This is a genomic window from Streptomyces sp. SD15 (assembly GCF_054462255.1).
The window spans coordinates 1-24,993 of the sequence record NZ_JBTLMO010000062.1; the positions used below are offsets into that span (position 1 = coordinate 1).

Annotated in this window: 29 protein-coding genes and 1 pseudogene; 23 read left to right on the forward strand and 7 right to left on the reverse strand. The window is 68.2% G+C overall.

The genetic code is table 11. The features are described 5' to 3' along the window. Positions 1 to 369: 369 nt before the first annotated feature. The 3 genes from ACX28W_RS37725 to ACX28W_RS37735 all read left to right on the forward strand — a co-directional run bounded on the left by ACX28W_RS37725 (position 370) and on the right by ACX28W_RS37735 (position 2,844). Positions 370 to 1,209 carry an SDR family NAD(P)-dependent oxidoreductase gene (locus tag ACX28W_RS37725; protein ID WP_459004591.1) on the forward strand — a complete coding sequence of 280 codons (840 nt, stop codon included), beginning with the start codon at positions 370 to 372 and terminating at the stop codon, positions 1,207 to 1,209. 170 nt (positions 1,210 to 1,379) lie between these two features. After that, positions 1,380 to 2,156 carry an SDR family oxidoreductase gene (locus tag ACX28W_RS37730; RefSeq protein ID WP_459004592.1) on the forward strand — a complete coding sequence of 259 codons (777 nt, stop codon included), beginning with the start codon at positions 1,380 to 1,382 and terminating at the stop codon, positions 2,154 to 2,156. Between the two features lie 406 nt (positions 2,157 to 2,562). Further along, positions 2,563 to 2,844, forward strand: a complete 282-nt coding sequence (locus tag ACX28W_RS37735) for an Atu4866 domain-containing protein (protein ID WP_459004594.1) — start codon at positions 2,563 to 2,565, stop codon at positions 2,842 to 2,844. Between the two features lie 211 nt (positions 2,845 to 3,055). Here ACX28W_RS37735 and ACX28W_RS37740 read toward each other — a convergent pair whose 3' ends face one another. Together ACX28W_RS37740 and ACX28W_RS37745 are read right to left on the reverse strand one after the other, a co-directional pair. Further along, positions 3,056 to 4,036, reverse strand: a complete 981-nt coding sequence (locus tag ACX28W_RS37740) for an SRPBCC family protein (RefSeq protein ID WP_459004595.1) — start codon at positions 4,034 to 4,036, stop codon at positions 3,056 to 3,058. A 3-nt stretch (positions 4,037 to 4,039) separates the two neighbouring features. Then, entirely contained in the window at positions 4,040 to 4,870 is an 831-nt protein-coding gene (locus tag ACX28W_RS37745; RefSeq protein ID WP_459004596.1) for a histone protein, read from the reverse strand. A gap of 254 nt (positions 4,871 to 5,124) precedes the next feature. Between ACX28W_RS37745 and ACX28W_RS37750 the strand changes: the two genes are divergently transcribed. The 13 genes from ACX28W_RS37750 (at position 5,125) to ACX28W_RS37810 (ending at position 13,030) form a co-directional block, all read left to right on the forward strand. Next, complete coding sequence (locus ACX28W_RS37750; protein ID WP_459004597.1) at positions 5,125 to 5,472, forward strand: gas vesicle protein GvpO; 348 nt, start codon at positions 5,125 to 5,127, stop codon at positions 5,470 to 5,472. Positions 5,473 to 5,500: 28 nt separating this feature from the next. Continuing rightward, positions 5,501 to 5,992, forward strand: a complete 492-nt coding sequence (locus ACX28W_RS37755) for a gas vesicle structural protein GvpA (RefSeq protein ID WP_459004598.1) — start codon at positions 5,501 to 5,503, stop codon at positions 5,990 to 5,992. 3 nt (positions 5,993 to 5,995) lie between these two features. Beyond that, on the forward strand, positions 5,996 to 6,709 hold the full coding sequence (locus tag ACX28W_RS37760; RefSeq protein WP_459004599.1) for a GvpL/GvpF family gas vesicle protein: 714 nt from the start codon (positions 5,996 to 5,998) through the stop codon (positions 6,707 to 6,709). Between the two features lie 10 nt (positions 6,710 to 6,719). Continuing rightward, on the forward strand, positions 6,720 to 6,962 hold the full coding sequence (locus tag ACX28W_RS37765; RefSeq protein WP_459004600.1) for a gas vesicle protein GvpG: 243 nt from the start codon (positions 6,720 to 6,722) through the stop codon (positions 6,960 to 6,962). Positions 6,963 to 6,999: 37 nt separating this feature from the next. Then, a complete protein-coding gene (gene gvpJ / locus ACX28W_RS37770; protein ID WP_459004602.1) occupies positions 7,000 to 7,407 on the forward strand; it encodes a gas vesicle protein GvpJ in 408 nt (135 codons plus the stop codon). Next, a complete protein-coding gene (locus ACX28W_RS37775) occupies positions 7,400 to 8,218 on the forward strand; it encodes a GvpL/GvpF family gas vesicle protein (RefSeq protein ID WP_459004603.1) in 819 nt (272 codons plus the stop codon). The genes gvpJ and ACX28W_RS37775 overlap by 8 nt, the downstream gene beginning before the upstream one ends. After that, entirely contained in the window at positions 8,215 to 8,457 is a 243-nt protein-coding gene (locus tag ACX28W_RS37780) for a gas vesicle protein (protein WP_459004605.1), read from the forward strand. Before ACX28W_RS37775 ends, ACX28W_RS37780 begins: the two co-directional genes overlap by 4 nt. Then, positions 8,447 to 8,857 carry a gas vesicle protein K gene (locus ACX28W_RS37785; RefSeq protein WP_459004606.1) on the forward strand — a complete coding sequence of 137 codons (411 nt, stop codon included), beginning with the start codon at positions 8,447 to 8,449 and terminating at the stop codon, positions 8,855 to 8,857. The genes ACX28W_RS37780 and ACX28W_RS37785 overlap by 11 nt, the downstream gene beginning before the upstream one ends. Positions 8,858 to 8,985: 128 nt before the next feature. Continuing rightward, positions 8,986 to 9,444, forward strand: coding sequence for an SRPBCC family protein (locus tag ACX28W_RS37790; protein WP_459004607.1), 459 nt, complete (start codon positions 8,986 to 8,988; stop codon positions 9,442 to 9,444). Between the two features lie 150 nt (positions 9,445 to 9,594). Further along, positions 9,595 to 10,584: an iron-containing redox enzyme family protein gene (locus ACX28W_RS37795; RefSeq protein ID WP_459004608.1), complete on the forward strand. Its 990-nt coding sequence runs from the start codon at positions 9,595 to 9,597 to the stop codon at positions 10,582 to 10,584. Between the two features lie 53 nt (positions 10,585 to 10,637). After that, on the forward strand, positions 10,638 to 11,291 hold the full coding sequence (locus ACX28W_RS37800) for a HemK2/MTQ2 family protein methyltransferase (RefSeq protein WP_459004609.1): 654 nt from the start codon (positions 10,638 to 10,640) through the stop codon (positions 11,289 to 11,291). After that, on the forward strand, positions 11,272 to 11,523 hold the full coding sequence (locus tag ACX28W_RS37805; protein ID WP_459004610.1) for a CDGSH iron-sulfur domain-containing protein: 252 nt from the start codon (positions 11,272 to 11,274) through the stop codon (positions 11,521 to 11,523). Before ACX28W_RS37800 ends, ACX28W_RS37805 begins: the two co-directional genes overlap by 20 nt. Positions 11,524 to 12,295: 772 nt before the next feature. Next, positions 12,296 to 13,030, forward strand: a complete 735-nt coding sequence (locus ACX28W_RS37810) for a transposase (RefSeq protein WP_459004612.1) — start codon at positions 12,296 to 12,298, stop codon at positions 13,028 to 13,030. Between the two features lie 58 nt (positions 13,031 to 13,088). Here ACX28W_RS37810 and ACX28W_RS37815 read toward each other — a convergent pair whose 3' ends face one another. Continuing rightward, positions 13,089 to 13,967: a sigma-70 family RNA polymerase sigma factor gene (locus ACX28W_RS37815; protein ID WP_459004614.1), complete on the reverse strand. Its 879-nt coding sequence runs from the start codon at positions 13,965 to 13,967 to the stop codon at positions 13,089 to 13,091. Between the two features lie 94 nt (positions 13,968 to 14,061). Here ACX28W_RS37815 and ACX28W_RS37820 point away from each other — a divergent pair, with 94 nt between their 5' ends. From ACX28W_RS37820 to ACX28W_RS37840, 5 genes are all read left to right on the forward strand, one after another. Further along, a complete protein-coding gene (locus ACX28W_RS37820) occupies positions 14,062 to 14,511 on the forward strand; it encodes a carboxymuconolactone decarboxylase family protein (RefSeq protein WP_459004615.1) in 450 nt (149 codons plus the stop codon). Between the two features lie 347 nt (positions 14,512 to 14,858). Then, positions 14,859 to 15,266, forward strand: a complete 408-nt coding sequence (locus tag ACX28W_RS37825) for a hypothetical protein (RefSeq protein ID WP_459004617.1) — start codon at positions 14,859 to 14,861, stop codon at positions 15,264 to 15,266. A 909-nt stretch (positions 15,267 to 16,175) separates the two neighbouring features. Next, the gene (locus ACX28W_RS37830; RefSeq protein ID WP_459004618.1) at positions 16,176 to 16,616 is read left to right on the forward strand and encodes a sortase; all 441 of its coding nucleotides are present in this window, start codon (positions 16,176 to 16,178) and stop codon (positions 16,614 to 16,616) included. 91 nt (positions 16,617 to 16,707) lie between these two features. Further along, a complete protein-coding gene (locus ACX28W_RS37835; protein ID WP_459004619.1) occupies positions 16,708 to 17,409 on the forward strand; it encodes a class F sortase in 702 nt (233 codons plus the stop codon). A 544-nt stretch (positions 17,410 to 17,953) separates the two neighbouring features. Then, a complete protein-coding gene (locus ACX28W_RS37840; protein WP_459004621.1) occupies positions 17,954 to 19,186 on the forward strand; it encodes an FAD-dependent oxidoreductase in 1,233 nt (410 codons plus the stop codon). Positions 19,187 to 19,391: 205 nt separating this feature from the next. Here the strand turns inward: ACX28W_RS37840 and ACX28W_RS37845 are convergent, their stop codons facing one another. From ACX28W_RS37845 to ACX28W_RS37855, 3 genes are all read right to left on the reverse strand, one after another. Beyond that, positions 19,392 to 20,078 (reverse strand): CPBP family intramembrane glutamic endopeptidase, encoded by a 687-nt coding sequence (locus ACX28W_RS37845; protein ID WP_459004623.1) that lies wholly within the window; start codon positions 20,076 to 20,078, stop codon positions 19,392 to 19,394. A 183-nt stretch (positions 20,079 to 20,261) separates the two neighbouring features. Continuing rightward, entirely contained in the window at positions 20,262 to 20,912 is a 651-nt protein-coding gene (locus ACX28W_RS37850; protein ID WP_459004625.1) for a ScbR family autoregulator-binding transcription factor, read from the reverse strand. 435 nt (positions 20,913 to 21,347) lie between these two features. Next, positions 21,348 to 22,034 (reverse strand): ScbR family autoregulator-binding transcription factor, encoded by a 687-nt coding sequence (locus ACX28W_RS37855; RefSeq protein WP_459004627.1) that lies wholly within the window; start codon positions 22,032 to 22,034, stop codon positions 21,348 to 21,350. Between the two features lie 697 nt (positions 22,035 to 22,731). On the opposite strand from ACX28W_RS37855, the gene ACX28W_RS37860 reads away from it, so the two are divergent. Next, positions 22,732 to 23,748 (forward strand): ScbA/BarX family gamma-butyrolactone biosynthesis protein, encoded by a 1,017-nt coding sequence (locus ACX28W_RS37860; RefSeq protein WP_459004629.1) that lies wholly within the window; start codon positions 22,732 to 22,734, stop codon positions 23,746 to 23,748. Between the two features lie 189 nt (positions 23,749 to 23,937). On the opposite strand, the pseudogene ACX28W_RS37865 reads toward ACX28W_RS37860, so the two are convergent. Beyond that, a pseudogene (locus tag ACX28W_RS37865) lies at positions 23,938 to 24,308 on the reverse strand (hypothetical protein); the annotation flags it as partial. Positions 24,309 to 24,548: 240 nt separating this feature from the next. On the opposite strand from ACX28W_RS37865, the gene ACX28W_RS37870 reads away from it, so the two are divergent. Next, positions 24,549 to 24,866: a hypothetical protein gene (locus ACX28W_RS37870; protein ID WP_459004631.1), complete on the forward strand. Its 318-nt coding sequence runs from the start codon at positions 24,549 to 24,551 to the stop codon at positions 24,864 to 24,866. The last annotated feature ends 127 nt before the right edge of the window (positions 24,867 to 24,993 follow it).

A 24,993-nucleotide genomic window follows, 5' to 3' on the forward strand; every position in this document is an offset into this window, starting at 1 on the left:
CGCCGGCCACCGCCCTGAGGCCGCGACGGCGCCTCCGGCACCACCCGCTGGAACAGTTCCCACAACTCGTCCGGCACTAGCCGCTCAACGATCCCTGCCACGACCGGCAGCTTACCCGGCCAAATGAGATGACTTCTTAGACCTGCCTGGCCTTGCGTCCATTTCCTCACCGGCATGGTCGTGCAACCGCGGGCCGTCCGCTGTCGGCCCGATCCGGAGAGGGCGGCAGCGGAAGGGGCCCTCCGCAGCCTGGGAGTACTTCTCCCAGGAAACTCCCGGCCTTCCTGCCTCTCGCGATGCCTCGCAGAATCGAATGCGTCGGAGGAAATCCCCGACATCTGAACGAGAAGCAGAGAAAGAGACCTGATCATGGCTACTTGGTTCGTTACCGGAGCTTCCCGAGGTATCGGTGCGGAGATTGCCCGCGCTGCGCTGGCGGAGGGCAACAATGTCGTGGTCGGCGTACGGAACCCGGAGCGGGTACCGGCCGATCTGAAGAACTCCGACAAGGTGTTCGCGGTCGCCCTGGACGTCACCGACAACGACAGCATCCCGCAGGCCGTCGAGGCGGCCGTGGACCGGTTCGGCGGCATCGACGTCCTGGTGAACAACGCCGGCCGCGGCCTGCTGGGCGCCCTGGAGGAGATCACCGACGCCGAAGCCCGCTCGCTGTTCGACCTCAACGTCTTCGGCCTGATCAACGTCACCCGCGCCGTCCTGCCCGTCATGCGCAAGCAGGGCTCCGGCAAGCTCGTGCACATCGGTTCCCGCTCCGGCTTCGAGGGCGAGCCCGGTGTCAGCCTGTACTGCGCGTCGAAGTTCGCGGTCGCCGGCATCAGCGAGGCGCTCTCCGCCGAGATGGCGCCGTTCCACATCCAGTCGGTGGTCGTCGAGCCGGGTGTGTTCCGCACGGACTTCCTCGACGCCAGCTCCCTGTCGGTCGCCGCCGACCGCATCGCGGACTACGACGGCACGCCCGCGCACGTGACGCTGGACTGGATCGACAAGGCCAACCACGCGCAGCTCGGCGACCCCGTCAAGGGCGCCGCCCTCATCGTCGAGGTCGCCTCCGCCGAGAAGCTGCCCACGCACCTCTACCTCGGGCGCGACACCCTCGAGCGTCTCGAGGTCAAGTACCAGCAGGTGCAGGACGACCTCGCCCCGTGGCGTGAGAAGTCCGCCGCCACCGCGCACGACGACGCCGCCTGAGTTCACTGAGATCGCCGGGGTGTGCGCCCTCGCCCATGTGCGCGGGCCTCACAACTGCTCGGCTGGGTCAGTTCCCCCTCGCGGCCCAGCCGGGCGCCCCGGCCCGCCACGGATCCGCCTCCGCGGATTCCGCGTTCGCCACTTGCACCACGCATTCGAAGGAACCTGTCATGTCTGCTCTTCTCTCCGGCTCCCCGCTCGCGGGCCGTGTCGCTGTTGTCTCCGGCGCTTCCAGCGGTATGGGTGCCGCCACCGCCGAACGCCTCGCCCAACTGGGCGCCACCGTGGTCGTGCTCGCCCGCCGCAAGGACAAGCTGGAGGACGTCGTCACGAGCATCGAGGCCTTTGGCGGGACCGCACTGGCGCTCGCAGTCGACGTCACCGACCGCGCCGCCGTCCAGACGGCCGCCGACCAGGTCGCCGAACGCTTCGGCAAGGCCGACCTGGTGTTCAACAACGCCGGCGTCCAGCTCATCTCCGGCATCGAGGAACTCAAGGTCGATGAGTGGCAGCGGCAGATCGACCTCAACATCAGCGGCCTGATGAATGTCATCGCCGCCTTCCTGCCCCACCTGACGGAGTCCGCAGCCCAGGGCAAGCCCGCCGACCTGATCAACACCTCTTCCATCGCGGCCACCCGCATCCTGGAGAAGTTCTCCGTCTACTCCGGCACCAAGGCCTACATCAGCCACCTCACCCGGCTCCTCCGCGTCGAACTCGGCCCGAAGATGGTCCGCGTCGCCACCATCGAACCCGGCATGGTCGACACCGAACTCCCCGACCACGTCACCGACGCCGACGCCTCCAAGCTGATGGCCGACCTCATCCACGACATCGACTGCCTGCAGTCCGCCGACATCGCCGAGACCGTCGCCTTCATGGCGGCTGTCCCGCGCCACGTCAATCTGACCGAGATCACCATCATGCCCACCGCCCAGGCCATCTGAGTCATCGGATCCAGTGGGGCTGCCACCTTCCAGGGCAGCCCCGCCGACGATGAGATCGTCGGCTGTAACGCCCGGTCAAAGAAGCGGCGTTGAGCGGTAGCAACGTCATCGAGGCAGAGAAGGTCCAAGTCGCCGAGCCCGACGCTGCCGAAGCCGTGAACGATCACCTGGTCGACCAGCTGACAGGCCTGGCCCGGCCGAGGCGGCCGAGGAGGCCCTGCCACTTACCGGTGAAGGGTCGCTGCCTCACCAACCGGCCAAGTGCGCACTCCTCCGTGAACGGCAGGGAGCGCTTCCATCCGAAGGCCGCCCGCGCGCGGCAGGTAGGTGTCTGACTCCCAGGACTGCCTCACCCTGGGTGGACTGCGGCCTGGCTGCCTCGCTCCGGAGAACGGACCGTGGAGACATGACGACGAACAACACTTCCCCCGACCCTCACCCGTATGTCGGGATGTGGGTGACCGCAGACGGCTTCATCCGGCAGGAGCTGCTGCCGAACGGACGCTACGACGAAGCCCGAGGCAACCGAAAGAGCGCCTACACGGGCAGATACACAGTCAACGGCAGTCACATCGACTACGTCGACGACACCGGTTTCACCGCTACGGGGGACGTTCGCGGCGGTGTGCTCTACCACGAGCACCTGGTGCTGTACCTCGAAGGCGAACAGCCCGCCCGGCCGGCATAGCGCGGCTTCTGCCCAACCAGCATGCAAACCCATAACCGATGCCGGTGAGGTCGGAGCCGTCCCACCGCACCGGCAGCCACCTTCTTGATTCGGATGGAGGACGAGATCTGAGAGACCGAGCGCACAAGTCGACTTACGGAGCGGATCACACCGGGCGACTTGCGGAGCGGATCACACCGGGGAAAGTCCGTATCGCACCGCTGCGGCCGCTTCAGCCCTCGTCCTGTTCGTACTCCTCTTCCTCTTCGGGAGTCTCTTCGTCGGCGACCTCTTCGTCGGCGCCCTCTTCGTCGGCGCCCTCTTCGTCGTACTCTTCGTCGCCGGCGCCCTCTTCGTCGTACTCCTCCTCCCCCTCGGATTCACCTGCCGCTTCCTCCTCTTCCAGTGCTTCCTCGTGGCTCCGAACCACCTCGCCGTCGCGGATTTCACCGCGCCAGCCCTCAACTTCTTCATCAGCAAACGTGACATACCGCTGGAAGTTCTTGAAGTCCAGCCGCAAGCGGCGCCCTTGGGCACGCCACAGGTTGCCGGTCTTCTCGAAGAAACCCGAGGGGTAGTACTCGACAACGAGCACGAGGCGCGTCAGGTCAGGCGTGATTTCGTGGAAGCTGACACAGCCGTGCGTGGTGCCCTTCGCGCCCTCGGAGCTCCATACGATTCGCTCGTCCGGCACTTGTTCCTGAACGGTTGCCTTCCACCCGCGAGCCGAGGGGCCGACCTTCACCTTCCAGTCGCTGGTGGTCTCGTCGTTCTGAGACACACTGCGCACCCCTTTGGTGAAGCTGCTGAACTCCTTGTACTGGGTCCAGTGGTTGTACACCGCGCGGGTCGGCAGACCCACATCGAGCACTTCAACGATGTTCATCACCTTGGTGCTGCCGGCTTTGCCACCGCCGCCCCCACCGAACACGTTCTTGACCTTGCCCAGCACCTTGTCTTTGAGCCCCTTGGCCGTCTCGCCGGCTACCGCCTTCAAGGGGGAATCGCCTTTGAGGATGCGTCCTCCGATGGCGGGAAGAGGACCGCCGTTCTCGGCTGCATCAAGGAGTTGGTCGGTGACGTCTCCCAACTTCCCCCCGGCCCTGTCGACGAGATGCTCCATGTGAGCACCGAGGTAGTCGGCAAGCTCGTCGCGCAGCATTTCCAGACCCGAACCCTCTGCCCGGTCGGTGACACGCTCTTTGCTGGCCATGGCCTACCTCCGCCGCGCGGCAGTCTTCTTGGCGGCCGTCTTCTTCGCCGGAGCCTTCTTCGCGGCCGCCCGCTTGGCCGTGGTCTTCTTCGCTGCCGTCTTCTTGGCAGGGGGCGAAGACTTCTTCGCTGTCTTCTTCGCCGGCGCCGCCTTCTTGGCGGCAGTTCCCTTGGCCGCGGGCCTCTGCGCTGCGGTCTTCTCCGCCGGAGCCCTCTTCCTGGCCGGAGCAGGCTTGTTGGAAGCCGCCTTGCGGGGAGCCGGTTCGGCCGCGCGCTTTCTTGCAGCGGTTCCCGTCGGCCGACGACGCCGTGGCGGTTCTTCCTCTTCCGGCTCTTCCTCGGCTTCTTCCTCGGCTTCTTCCTCTTCCTCCGGCTCTTCTTCCGGCTCTTCCTCAGCTTTTTCCTCTTCCGGCTCTTCCTCGGCTTCTTCCTCGGGTTCTTCCTCCTCGCCCTCCATCTCTTCCTCGTGCTCGTAACGCTCCTCGCCCTCCTCCGGCTCTTCCTCCTCCTCTTCGTACTTCTCCTCGCCGATGCGCAGCGTGCGCTTGTGGAGGGAATCGGCGAGGCCGGTAAGGCGCCGATCGGCGGTGGCGGCCAGAGCTTTACGTCCGGCGTCCAGTAGTTCGCCGCGTACCTGCTCGTTCAGCTCTGCGACCCCTGGAATGTCGCCGAGTTTGCGCAGGCCTGTTGTCATCAGCTGCTGCGGATCGAGTCCGAAACGGCGACCGGCGAGATAGGTTGCCGCGGCAAAGGCGAGACGGCCTTTCTTTGCACGTCCGAGCACATAGCCAGCTGCGATCGCGGCGCCGAGGCCGATCTTGGTCGTGTCATTCATGAGCCGGTTCCCTTCGGAAAGGGCAGGTGAACACGCCCGAACGCGGGCCAACACCCCTTGTCCAACCCGCGTTTGGGACAGAAAGCGGATCGGACGCGATGAGTCGCACAGTCCGCCGCGCCCGGGACTTGCCGCGAAGCCCTCCTGGGCGGTTCGCGCGATGCCACCCACCGCCCGGGCAATCTATCCGTATATGATGCGATTGTAGTGTTCGCGCGTGGAATATGGCGCCCGCTCCGACCACCGGAGAAACCATGTCCGCAGCAGAACCCCGGCGACGGTCCAGCAGCAGCCGCAGCTCCGACCGGGACGCCGCTGGCGGCTCCCGGCGACGCTCAGGCAAGGCCAATGCCGCCCGGGCCATTCGTTCCGCCGCCGAACAACTTCAGGAGTTGCTCGGGCGGGCCCCCGAGTCCGTCTCGGCACTGAAACCGACGGAGGACGGTTGGGAGGCCGACGTCGAGGTACTCGAGCTGGAGCGCGTCCCTGAAACCACGAGCGTGATGGCTACCTACCGAGTGACGCTCGACAAGGAAGGCGATCTGGTGGCCTACGAAAGGACGCGCCGTTATACCCGGGGCCAGATCGACCGGCGGGGCTGAGACAGCACAGCCGGTGAAGGGAGGCACCATGACAGTGGTGCCGCAGAGCGGAGGCGGTGTCGCCCGGGGCGGCGGCACCGGCAGTCTTTACGACGTCCTGGAACTCATTCTTGATCGCGGGCTGGTCATCGACGTGTTCGTCCGCGTGTCACTGGTGGGCATCGAGATCCTCAAGATCGATGCTCGCATCGTCGTGGCCAGCGTCGACACCTATTTGCGTTTCGCCGAGGCATGCAACCGCCTTGACCTCGAGGCCGGGAGAAAAGCACCCACCCAGTTGACCGACATCGTCGGGGATTCGGTGGAGAGCGGGGCGAAGGGCAAGTCCAAGGGGGCCCTCACCGGCGCCGTGGAAGCGGTGACCGATTCCCTCAAGGGTGTCACCGACCGTGACAGCGATGAAGAAGAGCCCGAGGAAGAAGACGAGGACGCGGAAAAGGAACCCGTGGAGAGGCGGCGGCCGGTTCGACGTACCTCCCGACGTGAGCGCGAAAGGGGCTCGCCCCGCGAAAAGGAATGAGCCATGGCCGTATACATCTACTCCATCGCCGACAAGCAGCACCCGCTCCACATCGACGATCTCGGCGGCGTCGGAGAGGCACCGGCCGGCTTGCGGACAGTGGCTGCCGGGCCGCTCTGTGCGGTGGTCAGCGACGCCCCGGAGGATCTGCGCCCCAAGCGCCGCGACATCATCGCTCACCAGGAAGTGCAGGAGCGCCTCATGGCAGACGGCACTGTGCTGCCCATGCGGTTCGGCCTCATCGCCGCGGACGACGAGGCTGTACGACTCGCCCTGGAGCAGAATGCCGAGGACTACACGGACAGGCTTCAAGCGCTGGAAGGGTGCGTCGAATACCACCTGAAGGCCTCGCAGGATGAGGACGCGCTGCTGCGTCAGATCCTCCGGGAGTCGAACGAGGCACGCGAGCTCAATGACAAGGTCCGCAGTGGGAACGCAAGCCCTGACGCATCAATGCAACTCGGCGAGCTGGTCGCCCAAGAGGTGGACGCACGGCAGGAGGCGCTGGCGGCAGGTGTGCGCGAAGCACTGCGCCCCTTCGCCCGGCGGCTTGAGTCCTCCCACCCGACGGGCTCGGACTTCCTCAGTGTGTCGTTCCTGGTGGCTGGGGACCAAGAAGAGGCATTCCTCACGGCGGAGTTGAGCGTTGCCCACCAGTTGGGCGACGACTTCAACTTCCGGCTCAACGGCCCCCTTCCTCCCTACAGCTTCGTCTGAAGGAGTCCTCATGGGCCTGTTCACACAGCTGGCCACCCTCCCCCTGGCGCCCGTGCGCGGCGTCGTATGGGTCGTGGATCGCGTCCGGGAGGCAGCCGAGAACGAGTACTACGACTCCGAACCGGTACACCGCGAACTCGCGGAACTCGAGCAACGGCTCTTGGCAGGAGACATCGACCAGGAGACGTTCGACCGGTGCGAGGACGAACTGCTCGACCGGCTGGACGAGATCCGAGCCTACTGGCAGGGCTGACACCCCTGATCCGGTACGAGGAACAGAGGCCGCCACCGTGACTGAACCCCTGGCCAACAGGCTTGGCTCCTACCCGTCCCGAGCAGCGGCGCCCTACGGGCAAGGCTCTTCTGCCAATCTCGCCGACATCCTTGAACGGGTTCTCGACAAAGGCATCGTCATTGCAGGCGACATACAGATCAACCTTCTCGACATCGAGCTGTTGACCATCAAACTGCGCCTCCTGGTCGCCTCCGTCGACAAAGCGAAAGAAATGGGCATCGACTGGTGGGAGCACGACCCCGCGCTGTCCTCCCGGGCCAGGGACGAACGGTCCCTCGCCGACGAGAACCGTCGCCTGCGGGCCGAAATCGAGGAACTCCGCCAGGGCAGACCGCTCCCCTCGCACGAAGAGGCTCCGCAGGACAGAAGCAGCCGTCGCAGGGGAAGTGCTCGCGATGAGTGACCTCATGGCCTACGCGTATGCCGTGACGGGCAACACCGAGGGACTACAGGAGCGAGCCGCTGCGCTCCGCGGCGTCGCCGATGCGCCTGTCCGCCTCATCACCGGCACCGGTGACGATCAACTGATGCTCGCAGTCAGCCATGTTCCCGCACAGGACTTCCAGGAGGACGCTCTCAAGCAACACCTTGAGGACCTGGAATGGCTGGAGGCGGTGGCCCGCGCCCACCACGGCGTCATAGAGGCCTTGGCCGTGCGCACCACCGTCCTTCCGCTACGCCTGGCAACCGTGTACCTCGACGACAACAGGGCCCGGGACGCGCTGGAAGCCGGGCGGACCATGTTCGCGGAGCGTCTGACCCGACTCGCCGACCACGTCGAATGGGGGGTCAAGATCTATGTCGAGCCGACTGCGGGCCCCGCGGCCCCGGCCGCTCCCGCGGCAGACCTGCCCCCTGGGCGCGCCTATCTGCGTAACCGCCGACAGCAGCAGAGTGTTCGCGACAGCGTGTACCAGGCGGCGCAGAAGGCCGCCGAGCGTGTGGAGAACGCGGGCCGCAAGCATGCCGCCGACCGAGTCCGGCACCGCGTGCAGCAAGGCGTCCTGGCCCATGCAGCCGACACGGGCGAGAACGTCGTCAATGACGCGTACCTCGTGCCCCTGAAGCGTTGCGACGAGTTCCTGGCCGATGTGACGCATGCCGCTGACGGGCTGCAAGGGGTCCGAGTCGAGGCCACCGGCCCCTGGGCGCCGTACTCCTTCGCCATGCCGCTTGACGGATCTGGCGATGCCGCAGAGAGAGTGCCCCCGTGATCACGCCTGGCCCGCGGCCCGAAGCAGAGCGCCTGCCTCAGCGGCAGGTCGCTCTCATCGATCTGTTGGACCGACTTCTGAGCGGTGGGGTCGTGCTCACCGGTGACGTTGTGCTGTCCATCGCGGACATCGATCTTGTACGTATTTCACTGCGTGCCCTGATCGTTTCCATCAGCGAGCAGAACCCCTCGCCATGGACCGGGACCGACCCGCTGCGAGGGGGCGACCATGGCGGCTGAGGGAGAGAGCCGGCCGCGGCGCCGCGGCGAAGAGGTCGCGGAGGCTGCCGCGCGTGCCTTCCAACTGCTGCCCGCCTCACCGCGCGACCTTGGCCCGCCGGCCCGAACGCCCTCCCGCTCCCCCGCCCGACGCATCAGCTCCGACCGCGACACCGTGGAGCAGGACCTCATCAAGCTCGTCCTCACCCTGGTGGAACTGCTGCGCCAGCTCATGGAACGGCAAGCCCTGCACCGCGTCGACCAGGGAAACCTCACCGACGAGCAGGAGGAACGCCTGGGAGCGACACTCATGCTGCTCCACGACCGCATGAGCGACCTGTGCGCCCAGTACGGGCTGACCATGGAGGACCTCAATCTCGACCTCGGGCCGCTGGGCCCATTGCTGCCGCCCTCCGACTGACCCCCCGCACCGGAGAGGGGTGCCTGCCCAGCCGTACCGTCGCCGACAAGGGGTACTCGCCTCACCGTGCACGAGTCCGCACGGCAATACCGCTGTCCGTGCGGTGAATTCACGAAGGAGGCGCAGCGATGAGCACGGTGAAGGAATCTGTCGAGGTCGATGTTCCGATCCACACCGCGTACAACCAGTGGACGCAGTTCGCGGAGTTTCCGAACTTCATGGACGGCGTCGAGGAGGTGATACAGCTCGACGAAACCCATAACCACTGGACCACCAAGATCGCCGGCATACGGCGGGAGTTCGACACCGAGATCGTGGACCAGCTCCCGGACGAAAGGATCGCCTGGCGCACGATCAGCGGCGACACCCAGCAGATGGGCATGGTCCGCTTCCAGAGCCTGGACAACACGCACACCCGTGTGGAACTCGTCATGGACATCGAGCCGAGGGGGGCGGCTGAGAAGGCCGCGGCCGTGTCCGGAATGATCGATCGTCGCGTCAAGGGCGACATGCGGCGTTTCAAGGAGTACATCGAGGAGCGCGGCGGCGAATCCGGCTCGTGGCACGGCCGTGTCACGCCGGGATGACATCCCCCCAAGAACACGTTTGGGGTGCGCGGCAGTCATGAGCGCCCCGACGCACCCGCGCCGCTTCCGGTGCGAGAGCGAGTGCCCTCGCCCAGCGGCGAAGAAGATCGGCCATGTGAGACGTTCTGGATCACGGGTACTGCGTTACACATGGATTTCTGGTCGAAAGAACCGCCCTTGCCGCCGAGCCGGGGCAGAATTTCGAAGGCGATTACGGAGTACTTGAGAAGTACAGGGCCTCCTCCCGACGACAGGGCGATTGCAGACGCATCCCCTCTCGGCGACGACTGGCAGCTCGGTCTGTATCTCTGTTACGAGCTCCATTACCGGGGTTTCGCCGACGTAGACCCTGCCCGCGAATGGGACCCCGACCTGCTCAGGGCCCGGGCAGCCCTGGAGGACCCCTACCTCAAGGCGCTGCGCCGGCGGGCGACACGGCATGAGCGCGCCGCCGAGGCGCTGGACGAACTGCTCGTCGAGCCCGTCGACGGCACCGGTGTCACCCACTACCTCCACGACGACGGGGAACTGTGGCAGCTACGCGAATACGCCGCGCAGCGGTCGCTGTACCACCTCAAGGAGGCGGATCCGCACGCCTGGGTCCTGCCCCGCCTGTGGGGCCGGGCGAAGGCCGGCATGGCGGCCGTGGAGTTCGACGAGTTCGGCGGTGGCCGGGCGGATCGCGTGCACGCGCGGCTGTTCGCCGACCTCATGGCCGACCTCGGCCTGGACACCACCTACGGGTGCTATCTCGACGCCGCCGGCGCCGAGGCACTCGCCGTCGTGAATCTGATGTCCCTCTTCGGACTGCACCGCGCCCTGCGAGGCGCCCTGGTAGGTCACTTCGCCGCCGTCGAGATCACCTCGTCGCCCGGTTCGCGGCGGCTTGCGCAGGCGATGCGACGCACCGGCGCGGGACCGGCCGCCGAACACTTCTACGACGAACACGTCGAAGCCGACGCCGTACATGAGCAGGTCGTGCGCCGGGAAGTGGTCGCAGGCCTCCTCGAGGAAGAACCTCACCTGGACGGCGACGTCGCGTTCGGCGTGGACGCCACCAACTACGTCGAGGACCGTCTTGCCGAGCGACTCCTCGGCGCGTGGCGGGCAGGCAAGTCGTCGCTGCGCACTCCCGTCTGACCCGCCAGACCCAACCGTTCTGCGGCGCCCTTGAGAACCGGAGACGAAACCTCATGACTCCGCTTGCGCTTCCCGGCGTCTACGCCCCACAGGACGACACCGACCTGCTCGTGCAATCCCTGTGTCAGGAACCCCTCCCCCCGCAGGCTCATGTCCTCGACATCGGCACGGGAACAGGAGCTGTCGCTCTGGCCGCCGCACGGCTGGGCGCTCAGGTCACAGCCGTCGACATCTCTTGGCGGGCGGTTGTCAACGCCAAGGTCAACGCGGTGCTGGCGCGACTTCCGCTGCGCGTCATGCACGGCAACCTGCTGACTCCGGTATCGGGCCGATCTTTCGATCTCATTGTGACCAACCCGCCGTACGTTCCCTCACCCCACGCCGACTGCCCCCGCCGCGGCGCGGCCCGAGCCTGGGACGCCGGCCATGACGGCCGTCTCCTGCTGGACCGCATATGCCAGGACGCACCCGCACTGCTCCGGCCCGGCGGGGTGATGCTCCTCGTTCAGTCCGTCCTCAGCGGCGCGGAAGAGACGCTGAGACTCTTGCGGGCGGCAGGCCTGAGCACAGACATCGTGGAACACCGCCACATCGCCTTCGGGCCCGTCCTTCGCTGCCGAAGCGGCTGGCTGCAAAGCCGCGGCCTGCTGGAAGGCGATGACGAGGAGGAAGAGCTGGTGATCATCCGTGCTGAAAGACGCCGATGAACGACGCCGCCGCATCACAGCTCAGCGCGCAGGGCCGCTGCTCATTGAAGGCCCGGTCGAAGTCACCCTGGACGACGGCACCACCGTATCGTCCGACCGGTTTTGCGTGGCGCTGTGCACCTGCCGCCGCAGCCGCACCTTCCCGTGGTGCGACACCAGCCATCGCAGGTCCGCAAGGCCGGGCCGAACGGACCGTCCGGGGTCCGGCCCGGCACCGGATCCGGATCGCTGATCCGCGCGGAGGGTCGCCGTCACGCGTGGCCCTGCCTCGCACCGGCTCGGGTCGCAACGCGAGGAGCTTCGGCCGGTCCGATGGGGCGACCGATGAGGTCATCCGGCGGGAAGTACGCAGGTTTGACAGCCGAGCAAGTCTCCGGCCTGCCGGGCTGCACCTGCGCATGTGCGCGGAATGCTGGGCGGTGTTCCTCAGTGCCATGCGACCACTGCGGCCAGGAAGTTGGGGTATGCGGCTGACCGGCGCGCGTGGCCACCCGGCCCCTCAACCGGCATCCGAAGGCTCGGGCGGCGCTGCGGAAGACCACCGGCAGTGTGGGACTTCTGCAGCCGAAGACAGTGATGTCTGGAGTGATCCGTCGGGTTCCACGGTCGCGGGAAGAGAGCGTGGCTGTTGCCAGGCGTCCTTCAAGACCACCATGAACGGGTGGGCCGGGTCGATGTCGGCAGGCTCGACCACGTCGAACGGGCGCTCCTCCTGTTCAGACTCAATGTGCCTGCCTCAGCACCTGGGCCTTGTTCTCCAGGTTGGTAAGGTCGACGAGTTCGAGGCCCAGGCCCGGCTCCAAGGCAAAGACCACCGGGCGGGGTTCCTCCTTGGAGGTTGCCCTGGTCGTCCTTGTCGCGGAAGGGCCGCGAGCTGGCGATCGCCCGGGCGTCCGCGCCGGCATGCGCGCAGGCCAGGATGATCCGGCACCGCAGTGCCCAGGCTTGCGGTGTGGAACGTTGCCGCAGCCACCCCTCGAGTGCAGCCCGTTTTTCGGCCGACAGTGTCAACTCGGCCTTCGGCCGAGCAATGCTCCGGCACCACCACCGGCGGTTCCTCGCTCATCGATGAGATCGTCCGGGACGGTGCGGGGCGGATGCTGGCCGCCGCGCTGGAGGCCAAAGTCAATTCCTACATAGCCGAGTTGGCTGACCAGCGGGACTTCGTGCCCGCGCTCGAGCAGTTTCTCGGCTCCTCGGCCGGCCTGTCCCCGGCCACCGTGGCCCGCCTCACGCAGCAGTCGCAGGCCGACCACAAGGTGTTCGGCGAGCGCGACCTGTCCGCCACCGACTACGTCTATGTCTGGGCCGACGGCATCCACCTGCGCATCCGCCTGGCCATCCAGGACATCTACAACGCCGAAGACAAGGAGCACGCGGCCAAGGCCGTCGCCACACTCGCCAAGCAGTACGGCGCGACGTTCCCCAAGGCCGTCAAGAAGATCGTCGATGACGAGGACGAGCTGTTGGCGTTCTACGATTTCTGGGCCGAGCACTGGATCCACCTGCGGACCACGAACCCGATCGAGTCGACCTTCGCGACGGTCAGGCTGCGGACGAAGGTCACCAAGGGTGCCGGGTCCCGAGCCGCCGCCCTGGCAATGGTGTTCAAGCTCGTCGAGTCCGCCCAGGCCCGCTGGCGAGCCGTGAACGCACCCCACCTCGTCGCCCTCGTCCGCGCCGGGGCCCGCTTCGAACGCGGCCAGATCATCGAACGCCCCGAAGCCCCCGCAGCCTGAAACAGGTCAATGATCCACAGACTTCGGCCGCTTGGCGGGGACCTGCCCCGGCAGGGACTCACGCCGGATCCGGCAGGTCCATCAGCGCGAGCTTGGCCGGGTCGATCACGACCGTGATGTCGGTGATCCGGCCGCCGACGACGGTGAACGCGAGGACCGAGAGCGGGGTGCCGTCCTCGCGCCAGGAAATGATCCCCGGGAGACCGTTGACGAGCACCGCCCGCCCCTGTGCGGCTGCGCTGGCGGACAGTTGCGCGCCGGCTGCGACCTTGGTGGCGCCGAGGGTGACGACCACGCCGGACGGGGTGTCGACGGTCAGTTTCACCTCGGGGTCGAGTACCCGCAGCAACTCCTCGAAGTCGCCGCGGCGAGCCGCCGCCAGGAAGGCCTGGACCACCTCTCGCTGCTCCCGTCCGACGCCGGTCGGCCGCTCAATCGCCTGCACCTTCCTGCGGGCGCGGCTGGCGAGCATCTTGGTGGCGGCGGTGGACTTGCCGAGGATCTGGCCGATCTCGTCGAACGGCACCGCGAACAGGTCGTGCAGCACGAACGCCAGCCGCTCGCTCGGCCCGAGCGACTCCAGGACGACGAGCAGCGCGAGCCCGACCGAGTCGGCGAGCACTGCGTCGTCCTCGGGAACAGGACTGTCGTCGAGCGTCCCCACGAGCTCGGACAGGCGGTCGTCGTAGGACGCCTCCGGGCGGGCCTGGCGCGATCGCAGGACATCGAGGCTGATCCGGCCGACCACCGTGGTCAGCCAGCCGGCGAGGTTGTGGATGGTCGCCGCATCCTGGCGGGAGAGCCGCAACCAGGCCTCCTGGACCACGTCCTCGGCGTCGGCGTGCGATCCGAGCATGCGGTGGGCGACCGCGCGCAGCCGGTCACGCTGGGCCTCGAACGCCTCGGCCATCGGGTCCGCCGGGCTGGTGTCGGACATGTTGTTACCTTCCTCGGCTCTGCTCCGTCATGGGTGATGACGAGCCCGAAGGGGCTCAGGTAACCGATGAACCACCGATGAAGGAGCAACACCGATGGAAGCACGCGTGAACGGCCCGGCGAACCCCGACGTGATCACAGCGATCCAGCACCTCTACAAGGCGATTCACGCCGGGGGCGTCGACAAGCGCCTGCTGTCGCTGGTCCATCTGCGTACCAGCCAGATCAACGGCTGCAGCCCGTGCATTTTCGCCTCGATCGAGTCGGCGCAGAAGGCCGGTGAGACAGACGAGCGGCTGCACCACGTGGTCGCGTGGCGCGAGACGCCCTTCTACACCGGGGAGGAGCGGGCGGCCCTCGCCCTGACCGAGGCCGCCACCCGGCTCCAGGACGGCGCACCGGGCGTGACCGACGAGATCTGGGACGCCGCCGCCGACCACTTCAGCGAGGAGCAACTGAACGCGATCATCCTGGAGATCGCGATGACCAACTTCTTCAACCGGATCAACCGCACGATCCGAGAGCAGGCCGGCAAGACCTGGTGAGCCGGGCGGAGCGTCATCCCCCCGGAGGCCGCGCCTTCCTCACGTCAAGGGATGACGCCCCCACAGACCGATATTCCTCGTCTTCGGCCGCCCCGTCCGTGCCACAGGGCCAGCCTGTACATCTGAACAGAATGCCTGACTCAGAAGACTGGAACCCGTCTGTGAACCTTCGGAGTCGAGGTTCACAGACGGGTTCTCAACCCGCGTTCAATTGACTCTCCTTGTCCGCTTGTCCGCTGAAACCACGGTGAGGCCGCCGTGAAAGCGGGCGGGCGCAGGCTCTGTGCCAGAAGGAAGGCGACGCGATCCCACCCGGGGGCCGCGACAGATTCGAGGAGCACACAGCCATGTCCATCACCCTTACCGACCAGGACAAGCTCACCCTGCGGACCGCCGCCTACGGAGCCGTCTCGCTGATGGCCGCCGCTGGTGCCGCCGGCTCGCCCCACCGGGCCGCCACCGACGGCTCCATCGCCCTGACCTCCGCGACCGGCCTGGTCGGGCACGTACTCGCCGAGAAGACGAAGATCAAGAACCTGGACGGCAAGTCCACAGCCGAACTCGCCGACCACGTGCTGCCGGCCCTGACGGCAACCATGAGCCTGCTCAAGAAGCAGGATCCGGCAGAGGCCGACAATTTTCGCAGCACCGTCGTCGTCGCCATCGAGGCAGCCGCCCGGCCCCACAAGGGCGAGCCCAGCCCTGCCATGGCCGAGATGGCCCGCAAGATCACCGGAGCCCTCGACGCCGCTTGACGGGACGGGGGGCCGGGACGATCCGGCCGGATTCTCACGCTTAGCGGTTGCGCCGCTGGTCAGAACCCGTCTCTGAACCTTCAAAATCGAGGTTCAGAGACGGGTGCACTTGGGTTCAGACAGCAAGGTCTTGACCATAGGTGGCCTGGCGCACCCTGCACCTCGCCTACGCCATCTGCGGCTCACAGGGCTGGCCCGGCATGCTGTTGTCCCTCCGGGGTTTCCCCCTCGGGTCAGCCGGTCGCCTCCACTCCGTCGCCACCAGGACCTGTCCGGTCGATCACGGTGGAGGAAAGCAGCGGTGTGTGGTCGGTGCCGGTGAGCGGGGTGGGGTGCGTGCAGCTGCAAGGCGCCGGAAAGCGCCACTGCCGGTGACCTGCAGGCCAGTTGTTCGTATTTCCCGGCTCCGCCAGGCAGCCGTACGGGCACTCCGCGCCCGACGAGTACAGATGCGGCGACGCTCCGCATCACAGCCACAGGAGCCGATTCCTCCCCCGCGTGAACGCCGGGGCATCCTCGCCGGAATCAGGTGAAGTTTTCGATGGTGGCGGGCCGGTGGGCGGGTCCCACGGGCTGGCTGCGCGTACGACCGTGTGCCAGGGGCCCGCTGTGCGCCAGGGGCCCGCTTGGGGATGAGGGCAGTTAGCCCATTCGCTTTCCTCTGGCGATTTCTCCCCCTGTGTCGGCCTCTGCTGCGGCGACCTGCGTAAATGTTCATGCGAGAGCAGTCGTTACGCCTGCCCGAGTGACCCATGTGTCGATGCGTCATGTTGCGGAGCTGACGAAGTGTCGGTTGCCTCGTCGGTGGAGCACAAAAGGGGCACCGCGCAGACAGGCCGGTCACTGCTCCATTGGAGGATTCCCTTGCGAAACAGACACGTTGGCGTTGGTATCGGCCTGGTTATCGGTGTGCTGAGTCTGCAGAGTCCGGCCGCCGCCGGTGACTCAGATATCCACATCCGCCCGGGGAATGCTTCCCCCGGCTCTACGGTCACCGTCAGCACCACGGCCTGCGGCCCGGACGTGACCTACGGCAAGGGCGAGTCGGAGGCGGGAGGGCGGTTCCACCTGTTCGAAGGCGACCACAAGGGCGAGCTCACCGGCCAGTTCCAGATCCCGAAAGGGGAAAGGCCCGACACCGACACCGTCACCGTCAAGTGCCCGCCACGGACCAGGGTCACGGATACGTACCGGATCACCGGCCGCCAGCCGAACGGCGCCGTCGAAGCCGGCTTCGGGGACGCCAAGGACACCGATACGCAAGTTGCCGTGGGCGGTGTGCTGCTCGCCGCGGCCGCCGCCGGGTGTCTGGTGAGGATGCGCCGCCGCTCGCACGGCAACCGGATCTGACCGCCCGACTCCCGCGGCCCCCGGCACCGCGTTCGCCCCGGGGGCCGCGGGAGTGAACCCCACCCGGCTGCAGGCAAGAGGCTCAACCGCGATGGAACCCGGACACAAGACCAGCGCGCCCCGGCACCCGTTCGTCCCCTCGGTCAGGCATCTGGCCTGGGCACTGGTGGCAGGTACCGTGCTGATGATCGGCGCGATGCACGACAGACAGCCACCGCAGCCTTCGGCCGGCCAGGCCTTCTCCACCTCCTCGGCAGGCCCCACGCCCGGCCGCACTGCCTCAGCAACACTCCCCGCCGTCCGGCCGCTGCCCCCCGCAAAGCCCGTCCGGCTTCGTATCCCCGCCATCGACGTGAACGCCCCCATGACAAAGCTGGACCTCGACAAGGCGGGGGCGCTGCGGCCCCCGCCCGCCGACAACCCCAACCTTGCCGGCTGGTACGGCGAGGGCACGGCACCAGGCTCGGCAGGCACAGCCCTCACCGCGGGGCATGTGGACATGCGCTCTGGCAGCCCCGGCGTTTTCTACGAGCTCGGCGCCCTGACCAAGGGCGACACGATCGAGATCAGCCGGGCAGACGGGCGCACGGCCGTATTCACCGTCGACGCCGTGGAGGTCTACGACAAGGAAAGATTCCCCAACGAGAAGGTCTACGGCAGCTCCGACCTGCCCGAGCTACGGGTGATCACCTGCGGCGGCTACGTGAAGAACAGCGGATACCAGGGCAACGTCGTGGTCTACGCGACGCTGACCGCAGTAAAACAGCCGAACGGCCACTACCTGGCAGGGTAAACGGCCCAGGTCCTGTCTCTGGCCGACAGCACTCCTGCCCCGCCCTTCCCCTCCGCGTTGTGCGAGCCCGCGTCGCGGTGGCGCCTGGCTCCCGGCCCCTCCAACGGGGACATCAGAGTGGTGTCGTGGGTCACCTTCTCGGCCGTGAACGGCCGAGCTTGTACGGCTCGGCGTTGTTCACACCTTGTCGCGCTCCCGACTGTCCCCTACGACGGGACGGGCATGGTGACGAATACCCACGCCGAGCGTGCACGGTCGCGCACGTTGACCCCGGCGACGACATCGGCCGGCCCGGCGAGGCCGCACCGACGACAACAGAAAACGCCAACAGAAACGGTCCCGGGTGGGCCGGTTGGCCCGCCCGGTGTGCCCGCAGCGCGTCTCGCCTTCGACGGTGCCCGGTGGGAAGAGGGAGGAGGACCGGCTGCTGAATCAGCATGCCGCCAGGGGCGGCGTCACGAACCCGCACAGCGAAGTTGTTCATTTTTGAGGGCATATGTCCTATTGGACCGGGTTGTGGATGTCACCGAAGGGAAGGGCTGCGATGGAGCGGACGACGTGCTGCGTGGTGGGCGGCGGCCCTGCGGGAATGGTCCTCGGCCTGCTGCTGGCCCGGGCCGGCGTGGCCGTCACGGTCCTGGAGAAGCACGGCGACTTTCTGCGCGACTTCCGCGGCGACACCGTGCATCCCTCGACCCTGGCGCTGCTGGACGATCTCGGTCTGGCCGAGCGCTTCGCCCGTCTGCCGCAGCGCCGGGTGACCACGGTCCGGCTGCCGCTCGGCGCGGACCGTTCGCTGATCACCGTCTCGGACATCAGCGCGCTGCCGGGCCCGTACAACTACGTGGCGATGGTGCCGCAATGGGACCTGCTCGACCTCCTCGCCGACGAGGCCCGCAAAGAGCCGTCCTTCCGGTTGCGGATGAGCACCGAGGCCACGTCCTTCCTGGTGGAGCACGGACGGGTCACCGGGGTGCGGTACCGCACGTCCGACGGCCGCAGTGGCGAACTGCGGGCCACCCTCACGGTGGCCTGCGACGGTCGGGGCTCGCTGGCGCGGTCGCGGCCCGAACTGCGGCTGCGGCAGTTCAGCTGCCCCATGGACGCCTGGTGGTTCCGGCTGCCACGGCGGGAAGGCGACCCGCACGGGCTGGTGGGAGGAGCCGGCGACCGGCTCCTCACCGCGATGATCGACCGCGGGGAGTACTGGCAGTGCGCCGCGCTGATTCCCAAGGGGACCGACGCCGAGCGCCGCGCCGCCGGTCTCGAGCGGTTCATGGCCGACTTCTCGGCCGCCGTGCCCTGGCTCGCGGGCCGGGCGCATGCGCTGCGGTCATGGGACGAGGTGAGGATGCTCGACGTACGGCTCGACCGCCTCAGGCGCTGGCACCGGCCGGGACTGCTGTGCATCGGCGACGCGGCGCACGCGATGTCACCGGTCTTCGGCATCGGCATCAACCTCGCCGTCGAAGACGCAGTGGCTGCCGCGCGGCATCTCGTCGGACCGCTGCGCAGGGGTGTGGTCGGCCTGCGGGACGTACGCGGCGTCCAGCGGCGCCGGTGGCCGACCACGGCGGCGACGCAGGCACTGCAGCGGTTCGCCCACGCGCGGGTCATCGCGCCCGTGCTCGCGGGACGTCCGCCCTTCGGCAACGCCCGGCGGGCACAGCGGATGAGCGACCTGCTGACCACCTCACCGTGGCTCAGGCGCGTGCCGGCGTACTTCATCGGCTACGGCGCTGGGCGTGAGCGTCCGCCCGCCGAGTCGGTGCGATGAGCTGCGGCGCACGGCCGGCCCTGCCCGGTGGCCGGATCTTCCTTCGGTCAGAAGGCAGAAGGCAGAAAGCAGAAGGCAGCCAGTGAATACGCGGCAGACTCCGGAAGACTCGACCGGCCACCTCCAGCAGGGGGCGAGCGGCGGGTGAGGCGGCAGCTCTCGTGCGCGGGCTCGTGCGCCCGCAGAGTCGGAGCAGGAGGCCGTCCTACCCGCGGGCAGCTGCCCAGGCGAGGGCGTAGCCGAAGCTGTTGAGGGCGCAGTGCAGGGCCATGGACGGGATCAGGCTGCCGGAACGGCGGCGAAGTTCGCAGAAGAGCACGCCGGCGAGGCCGGTGGTGACGACGGCGGCCGCGACGGACAAGGTGACGCCGGCTGTCCCGGTACCGAAGACGGCTTCAGCTGCAGCGTTGGCCCGGGTGAGTCCACGGGACGGCAGCACGTGCCAGAAGCCGAACAGGGCGGACGAGAGTGCCGTGGCCCATACGGGGCCGCGAAGCCGCGCGATCGCGGCCCACAGGACGCCGCGGAACCCCACCTCCTCGAGCAGCACCGTGCCGAACGGCACGCGCACCAGGACCCGGTACACAAGCTCTCCGGCCGACGGTCCCGCAGCGCGTTCGTCCTCGAAGGCCTCCCGGGTGAGCGGCAGGGCCCACCCGACGAGGTAGACGACGAGGACGGCCCCGGCCAGGACGAGCCCCCAGCGCAGCCCACGGCGTGCCGCTGCCCGGCCGAGCCCCAGCTCGTCCCAGCTCAGGCCGGACCGGCGGGCGATGGTCACGAGCAGCGCGGTCGCAGTGACGCAGACCGTGACGTACGAGTCGGCGGCCAGCACAGTGGTGAGCGTGCTCGCGGCCGCGAGCACGCTGACGGCGAGGATCAGCAACCGCATGGTGTCTCCAGCATCCCTGACACGGAGGACGGTGAAGCAGCGAAGCGGCTCGACACCGTCCTCGTCACGCTCGTCACCGGCTTGGCCGGTTGGGGACGGTTCGGCCCCATGTCACCTGATGCAGCAGTCGACAACACCGTCCGGGCGCCCCCGGCATGGCCGCCCCGCCCATTACCGGACCAGTCAGACTGTTTTGGCCGGCGTCACCACGCCGTCCGCTTCGGGCGCGCACGCCGACAGCGCCGCCGTCAGATGGGGCGGGGCGGCCAGCCGCGGCAGGGCGAATATCCAGAACTGCGCCAGGCGCTCGCACGACAGCCAGTCCCGGTCCCAGCTGCCGAGCGCCTCCATGCCGACGGTGGCGGCCACGATGACCGTTGCCGCACCGTCGGGCGAGATGTCGTCCGACAGCTCCCCCGCACCCTGGGCCCGCACGACGAGATCGCGGACCCACACGCTCCACCACCGCAGCAGCCCCGCCCCGCTCTTGCGGGACGGATCACCGCTCAGCGTGAACCCCGCCCGGACCACGGGGTCGGAGGCGGCAGCGTGCAGCAGACGGTCCGTGGTGCGCACGAGCGACTGCAGCGAGGTGCCGGCCGCGGACAGGCAGCGCTCGGCCAGCTTTTCCACACAGTCCGCAGCCGCGCACTCCACCTCCCGGGCCAGGGCGTCCTTGCTGGCGAAGTGGAAGTACAGGGCCCCGGCACTCACGCCGGCCCGTTCGCTGATCGCAGGCAAGGAGGCCATGGCGTACCCCTCGTCGGCGAAAACCTCGGCTGCCGCATGGATGAGGGACGCGCGTGTGCGCGCCGCCCGTACCTGCTTGACCATCACGCCTCTCCTCCCAGGCCCACGCCGAGCCGCCCCCGCGACGAGCACGCCCTTCGCGGACAGCACCCCACTCGCCGATCGAGCACCCAACCCCTCCCACTAAACAGCATATGAGGTTTGTTTTGACCCCGGGAGGCCGTGGACCGATGGTGTCATCGAGTGCCGTTCAAGGCGGTCTCCGCTTCACCCCAGCGTCCCTCACGCATCCGGGGACCGTCCGCCGTAGGTGAGTTGACGTGCGCACACCGCCGGATTCGATACGTTCGACGCCCCCTCGAGCCGGCACAGGCAAGAGTTACAAACCGTCTGGAAGGTTTGCCTCCCGTCCGCGTCCGCGGCAGCGCCCGGCGCCGGGCCGGCACCCCGCCCCGGCAAGGCCCCTCTTCCCGGCGCCCGTTGCACCTCGAGGCGCCGTTCGGCCGGCGCGAGAGCCAGTCACCCCGCAGCGGCGGCCTGGGCTTCCTCCAGCGCGGCCGCCTCCCGGGCCAGTCGCGCGCTCTCGACGCCGACCTCTTGCGCGCGTTCGGCACTGATGACCAGGCTCCTCAGCACGGCGGGAACCGCCACGGCGGGCAGGAGGTGCGCGAAGAGCGCGGCGATCCGCTCCTCCAGATCGCTGCGCTGGGCCAGGGCGTGGGAGTAGAACTGCACACCGGTCCAGGCGGCCGAAAAGGTCCACGCGCTCTCGACGGGATCGATATGCGGAAGCAGCTCGCCCCGCTCCTTGGCCTCGGCCAGGATCTTCTCCGTGGCACCGATCCACTCGGCGATCACCTGGCCCCCCAGGTGCGCACTCATCTCCCCGTACAGGGAGAGCCTCGCGGCCGCGCTGACCACCGGGTCGCGGCGCATGCGGTACGCGGTGAGCAGCCCCAGATCCACGAGCTCCTGCAGCTTGCACACCCTCGGGGCCAGGTAGAGGACGGAGAACTGCTCGGTGAGCAGGCCCTCGGCCAGCGACTGCTTGGACGGGAAGTGGAAGTAGAGTGCCCCCTTGGTGACACCTGCCCGCGCCAGGATCTCCCCGATCGTGGCAGCCTCGTACCCGCGCTCGTCGAAGACCGCAGCCGCGGCCTCCAAGATGGTGCGCCGGGTCCGGATCGCACGCTCCTGCTGTGCCACGAGCCCTCCTGCTGTCGTTCCTGGACGAAAAACGCCCGGTGTGCACCGCATTCCGCCGCCCCCTCCAGAAACCAAACCAGGTAGTCCGTATTTTCACAACCTGGCCGGCGGCTCGAGCCGCCTCCCCCGGCCGAATCGGCATCGTCCGCGACAGCGGCCAAAGGCCCCGAACGGCCCGGCATCTCCTCATCACCGGGGCAAGCGGCTTCCTCGCACAGCACGCGGTACGCACGGCACGCAGCAAACCGGACGCGAGGATTCGGCTGGTTCACCACCATGGCGCTCCCGCCGCGCCCCCCTCCAGGCGGGGGGACCTCGCCCACGCGGACCTCCTGAACGCCTTCTCGATCCGCGGACCGTGCCGGGGCATCGACGCGGTGGCGCAGCGCGCCTGGCGTATCGGCGGCGACGAGAAGACCCTGCCTACCGTCAACAGCCATGGCTCCCGGGCACAGCCGGGCCCCCGGAGGCATTCTTCGCAACCGCGCACACACGAACGGAATGCCTCCCGCCGCTTTGCGGCCGGGCTCCCTCCGCCTTCCGGGAGAACTGATCCTTCAGGGTTCAGCCTCGCTTGACTATCGGACGACCGCTCCGGTGAACACGCCCTGCGAGCCCTTGAAAAGAAAACCGGTAGGTTCGTATCTTATGGAGGCGCCGACCGTCCTTACCTCCCCGGCAACGAGCGGAGACCTTCATGACCCTCCTGACGTTCCAGCAGGAAGAGCCCTCCATACCGGACCCGGGCGGGGACATCGCCCGGGCCGCCACCAGCCTCCTGCCCGAGCTGACCACCACGGTGCCGCGCGAGTACGTCCACCGCTCGTCCCACGCCGAGGTGTTCCTCACCGGGTGCGAGAAGGACACCGGCACCCGTTACCGGCTGGAAGGCCAATGGCCGCGCGCGCACACGTTCTTCACGAGCCACGACGGCGCGAGCCACGACCCCCTGCAGGCCGCCGAGACCATTCGCCAGGTGGGGCTCTTCCTGGCTCACGCGGAGCTCGGCGTGCCGCTCGGTCACCAGTTCCTGATGTGGGACATGCACCTGACGACGCATCCGGAGCACATGACCATCGGTCCCGGGCCCAGCGACCTCACGCTCACAGCCACCGTCACCGACATGACGCGACGGGGCACGCGCCTGGCGGAGTTCACGCTGGAGATCGGCATCGTTCGTGCGGGGAGCCTGTGTGCCGTCGGCGGGGGACGGTTCACCTGCCTGTCACCTGCGACGTACCGCCGCCTGCGCAAAGAGGCGGACGGAGCCCAGCGGCACAGGCGCGTGCGGCGTCCGTCCGGGATGCTGCCGCCCGTCGTGGGCAAGACCCTGCCCTTCGACGTGGTGCTCTCCCCCACCGACCGGCCCACACGCTGGCTGCTCGACCCGGACCCGCGCCACCCCGTCCTGTTCGACCACAGCGGGGACCACTTCCCCGGAACGGTCCTGCTCGAAGCGGCCCGGCAGGCCGCCTGCGGCCTGCTCCACCCGTCGTCGTTGACGGTGTCCTCGCTCTGCGTCGACTTCCAGCGCTCCGCGGAGTTCGACGCCCCCTGCTGGATCGAGGCGTCCCTGCCCCCCGTCCAGGCCGCCGGCTCGGCGAGCGTGCTGGTCACGGGGCGCCAGGGCGAGCACGTCGTCTTCACCTCACTGCTCTCCGGGACGGTGCGCCTGCCCGAGACCGGGGAAACCGCCGTACCCAGCACGCGCTGAGTCGCGCGGACGGCGTCTCCCCCCGGAACGCACCGGCCCCCTACGAGCCCTGTGTCCCGCTGCCCGTCAGCCGGGAGAATCCCGCGCTCGGCCTGGTGCCGCTCCGACGCCGTCCCTGGCCCGCTTTTATTGACGCCCCTACAATTCGGTGCTCCCCGGCGTGAAGTCGATGCCGGTGTCACAGAACGGTCTGTCCAGCGAGTTGCTGGAGGAGCCGGCCTCGCTGGTCTTGCGGTTGTTGCTAGTGGGGTTTGTGCCAGTGCTGGGCGCCCCGGCGGCTGGTGCAGGCCAGGTCCACGGCGATGACCGCGATGCCCGTGTGGTCGGCCATGGAGGTGAGCCGGGCGCGGAGGCGGCCGGTGGGCATGCCGGAGATGAGGTGGCGGAACCGCTTTTTGCGGCCGTGTTCGGTCCCGGCCTACGTCCAGGTGGATGCGGTAGGCGATCGCCCGGTTGGCCTCGACGCGGTCAGCCCACTCGGTACCCCGGTGCCCGAACGCGACGCGGCAGGCGAGGACGTACCGGCCGTGCGGGGCATTCGCCAGGGGTGCGGGGAGCTTGAAGATCCACCCGGCCCTGTGCCGGACCGGACCGCCCTCTGGCCCTGGTGGTGTCTGCCGGACAGGCCGGGGCCGCACGAACCGCGGCCAGTGGCACCGGCCGGCCTGAGGGCTGATGCGATGGGCGGATGAGCTGGCAATGGCGCCGTCCGCATGACTTACGGCCCCAGCTGCAACCAGCCTGTGCACGGACCGACTCCTGACATGCACAACCGGTACCCCTCACGTAAGGAAATCCTTGTGAGTGCCACAGCCTTCGAGTCCGGTACGCCACAGACCTTTGTCGACCCCTACGCCTGCGACACGCCCGGCTCCTCTTGGTGGGATCCGACCCCGCAGCCCACCCGGGACGACTACCTGCTGCCGCCGCCGAATCCCACCCGGCGCATGGACATCGTGATCGGCCCGCGCGACCGAAGGCGGCTCGACCTTCATGCCGCCCTGACCACGGCCGGCGTCCCGCCCCAGGTCGAAGACCGGGAAGCCATCGACCAACTCAGCGCCCTGCCCGACAGCATCAATGCCGCCATCCAGCGCTGGATCCGCCACCTCACCTAGGACATGGCCTCAAAGAGCCGCAGCCCAGGCCGCAGCGACGCGGGGACGGGCGCCTTGCGGAAGACTCCTGCTCAGTCCAGAGGAACGGTGTCCCGGCCATCGGGGTGCAACAGGTGAGGGGAAGGCG

Excerpts from the sequence above, each read along its gene's own strand:
- ACX28W_RS37725 (WP_459004591.1), top strand. The coding sequence starts at position 370 with ATGGCTACTTGGTTCGTTACCGGAGCTTCCCGAGGTATCGGTGCGGAG.
- ACX28W_RS37730 (WP_459004592.1), top strand. The coding sequence starts at position 1,380 with ATGTCTGCTCTTCTCTCCGGCTCCCCGCTCGCGGGCCGTGTCGCTGTT.
- ACX28W_RS37735 (WP_459004594.1), top strand. The coding sequence starts at position 2,563 with ATGACGACGAACAACACTTCCCCCGACCCTCACCCGTATGTCGGGATG.
- ACX28W_RS37740 (WP_459004595.1), bottom strand. The coding sequence starts at position 4,036 with ATGGCCAGCAAAGAGCGTGTCACCGACCGGGCAGAGGGTTCGGGTCTG.
- ACX28W_RS37745 (WP_459004596.1), bottom strand. The coding sequence starts at position 4,870 with ATGAATGACACGACCAAGATCGGCCTCGGCGCCGCGATCGCAGCTGGC.
- ACX28W_RS37750 (WP_459004597.1), top strand. The coding sequence starts at position 5,125 with ATGTCCGCAGCAGAACCCCGGCGACGGTCCAGCAGCAGCCGCAGCTCC.
- ACX28W_RS37755 (WP_459004598.1), top strand. The coding sequence starts at position 5,501 with ATGACAGTGGTGCCGCAGAGCGGAGGCGGTGTCGCCCGGGGCGGCGGC.
- ACX28W_RS37760 (WP_459004599.1), top strand. The coding sequence starts at position 5,996 with ATGGCCGTATACATCTACTCCATCGCCGACAAGCAGCACCCGCTCCAC.
- ACX28W_RS37765 (WP_459004600.1), top strand. The coding sequence starts at position 6,720 with ATGGGCCTGTTCACACAGCTGGCCACCCTCCCCCTGGCGCCCGTGCGC.
- ACX28W_RS37775 (WP_459004603.1), top strand. The coding sequence starts at position 7,400 with ATGAGTGACCTCATGGCCTACGCGTATGCCGTGACGGGCAACACCGAG.
- ACX28W_RS37785 (WP_459004606.1), top strand. The coding sequence starts at position 8,447 with ATGGCGGCTGAGGGAGAGAGCCGGCCGCGGCGCCGCGGCGAAGAGGTC.
- ACX28W_RS37790 (WP_459004607.1), top strand. The coding sequence starts at position 8,986 with ATGAGCACGGTGAAGGAATCTGTCGAGGTCGATGTTCCGATCCACACC.
- ACX28W_RS37795 (WP_459004608.1), top strand. The coding sequence starts at position 9,595 with ATGGATTTCTGGTCGAAAGAACCGCCCTTGCCGCCGAGCCGGGGCAGA.
- ACX28W_RS37800 (WP_459004609.1), top strand. The coding sequence starts at position 10,638 with ATGACTCCGCTTGCGCTTCCCGGCGTCTACGCCCCACAGGACGACACC.
- ACX28W_RS37815 (WP_459004614.1), bottom strand. The coding sequence starts at position 13,967 with ATGTCCGACACCAGCCCGGCGGACCCGATGGCCGAGGCGTTCGAGGCC.
- ACX28W_RS37820 (WP_459004615.1), top strand. The coding sequence starts at position 14,062 with ATGGAAGCACGCGTGAACGGCCCGGCGAACCCCGACGTGATCACAGCG.
- ACX28W_RS37825 (WP_459004617.1), top strand. The coding sequence starts at position 14,859 with ATGTCCATCACCCTTACCGACCAGGACAAGCTCACCCTGCGGACCGCC.
- ACX28W_RS37835 (WP_459004619.1), top strand. The coding sequence starts at position 16,708 with ATGGAACCCGGACACAAGACCAGCGCGCCCCGGCACCCGTTCGTCCCC.
- ACX28W_RS37840 (WP_459004621.1), top strand. The coding sequence starts at position 17,954 with ATGGAGCGGACGACGTGCTGCGTGGTGGGCGGCGGCCCTGCGGGAATG.
- ACX28W_RS37845 (WP_459004623.1), bottom strand. The coding sequence starts at position 20,078 with ATGCGGTTGCTGATCCTCGCCGTCAGCGTGCTCGCGGCCGCGAGCACG.
- ACX28W_RS37850 (WP_459004625.1), bottom strand. The coding sequence starts at position 20,912 with ATGGTCAAGCAGGTACGGGCGGCGCGCACACGCGCGTCCCTCATCCAT.
- ACX28W_RS37860 (WP_459004629.1), top strand. The coding sequence starts at position 22,732 with ATGACCCTCCTGACGTTCCAGCAGGAAGAGCCCTCCATACCGGACCCG.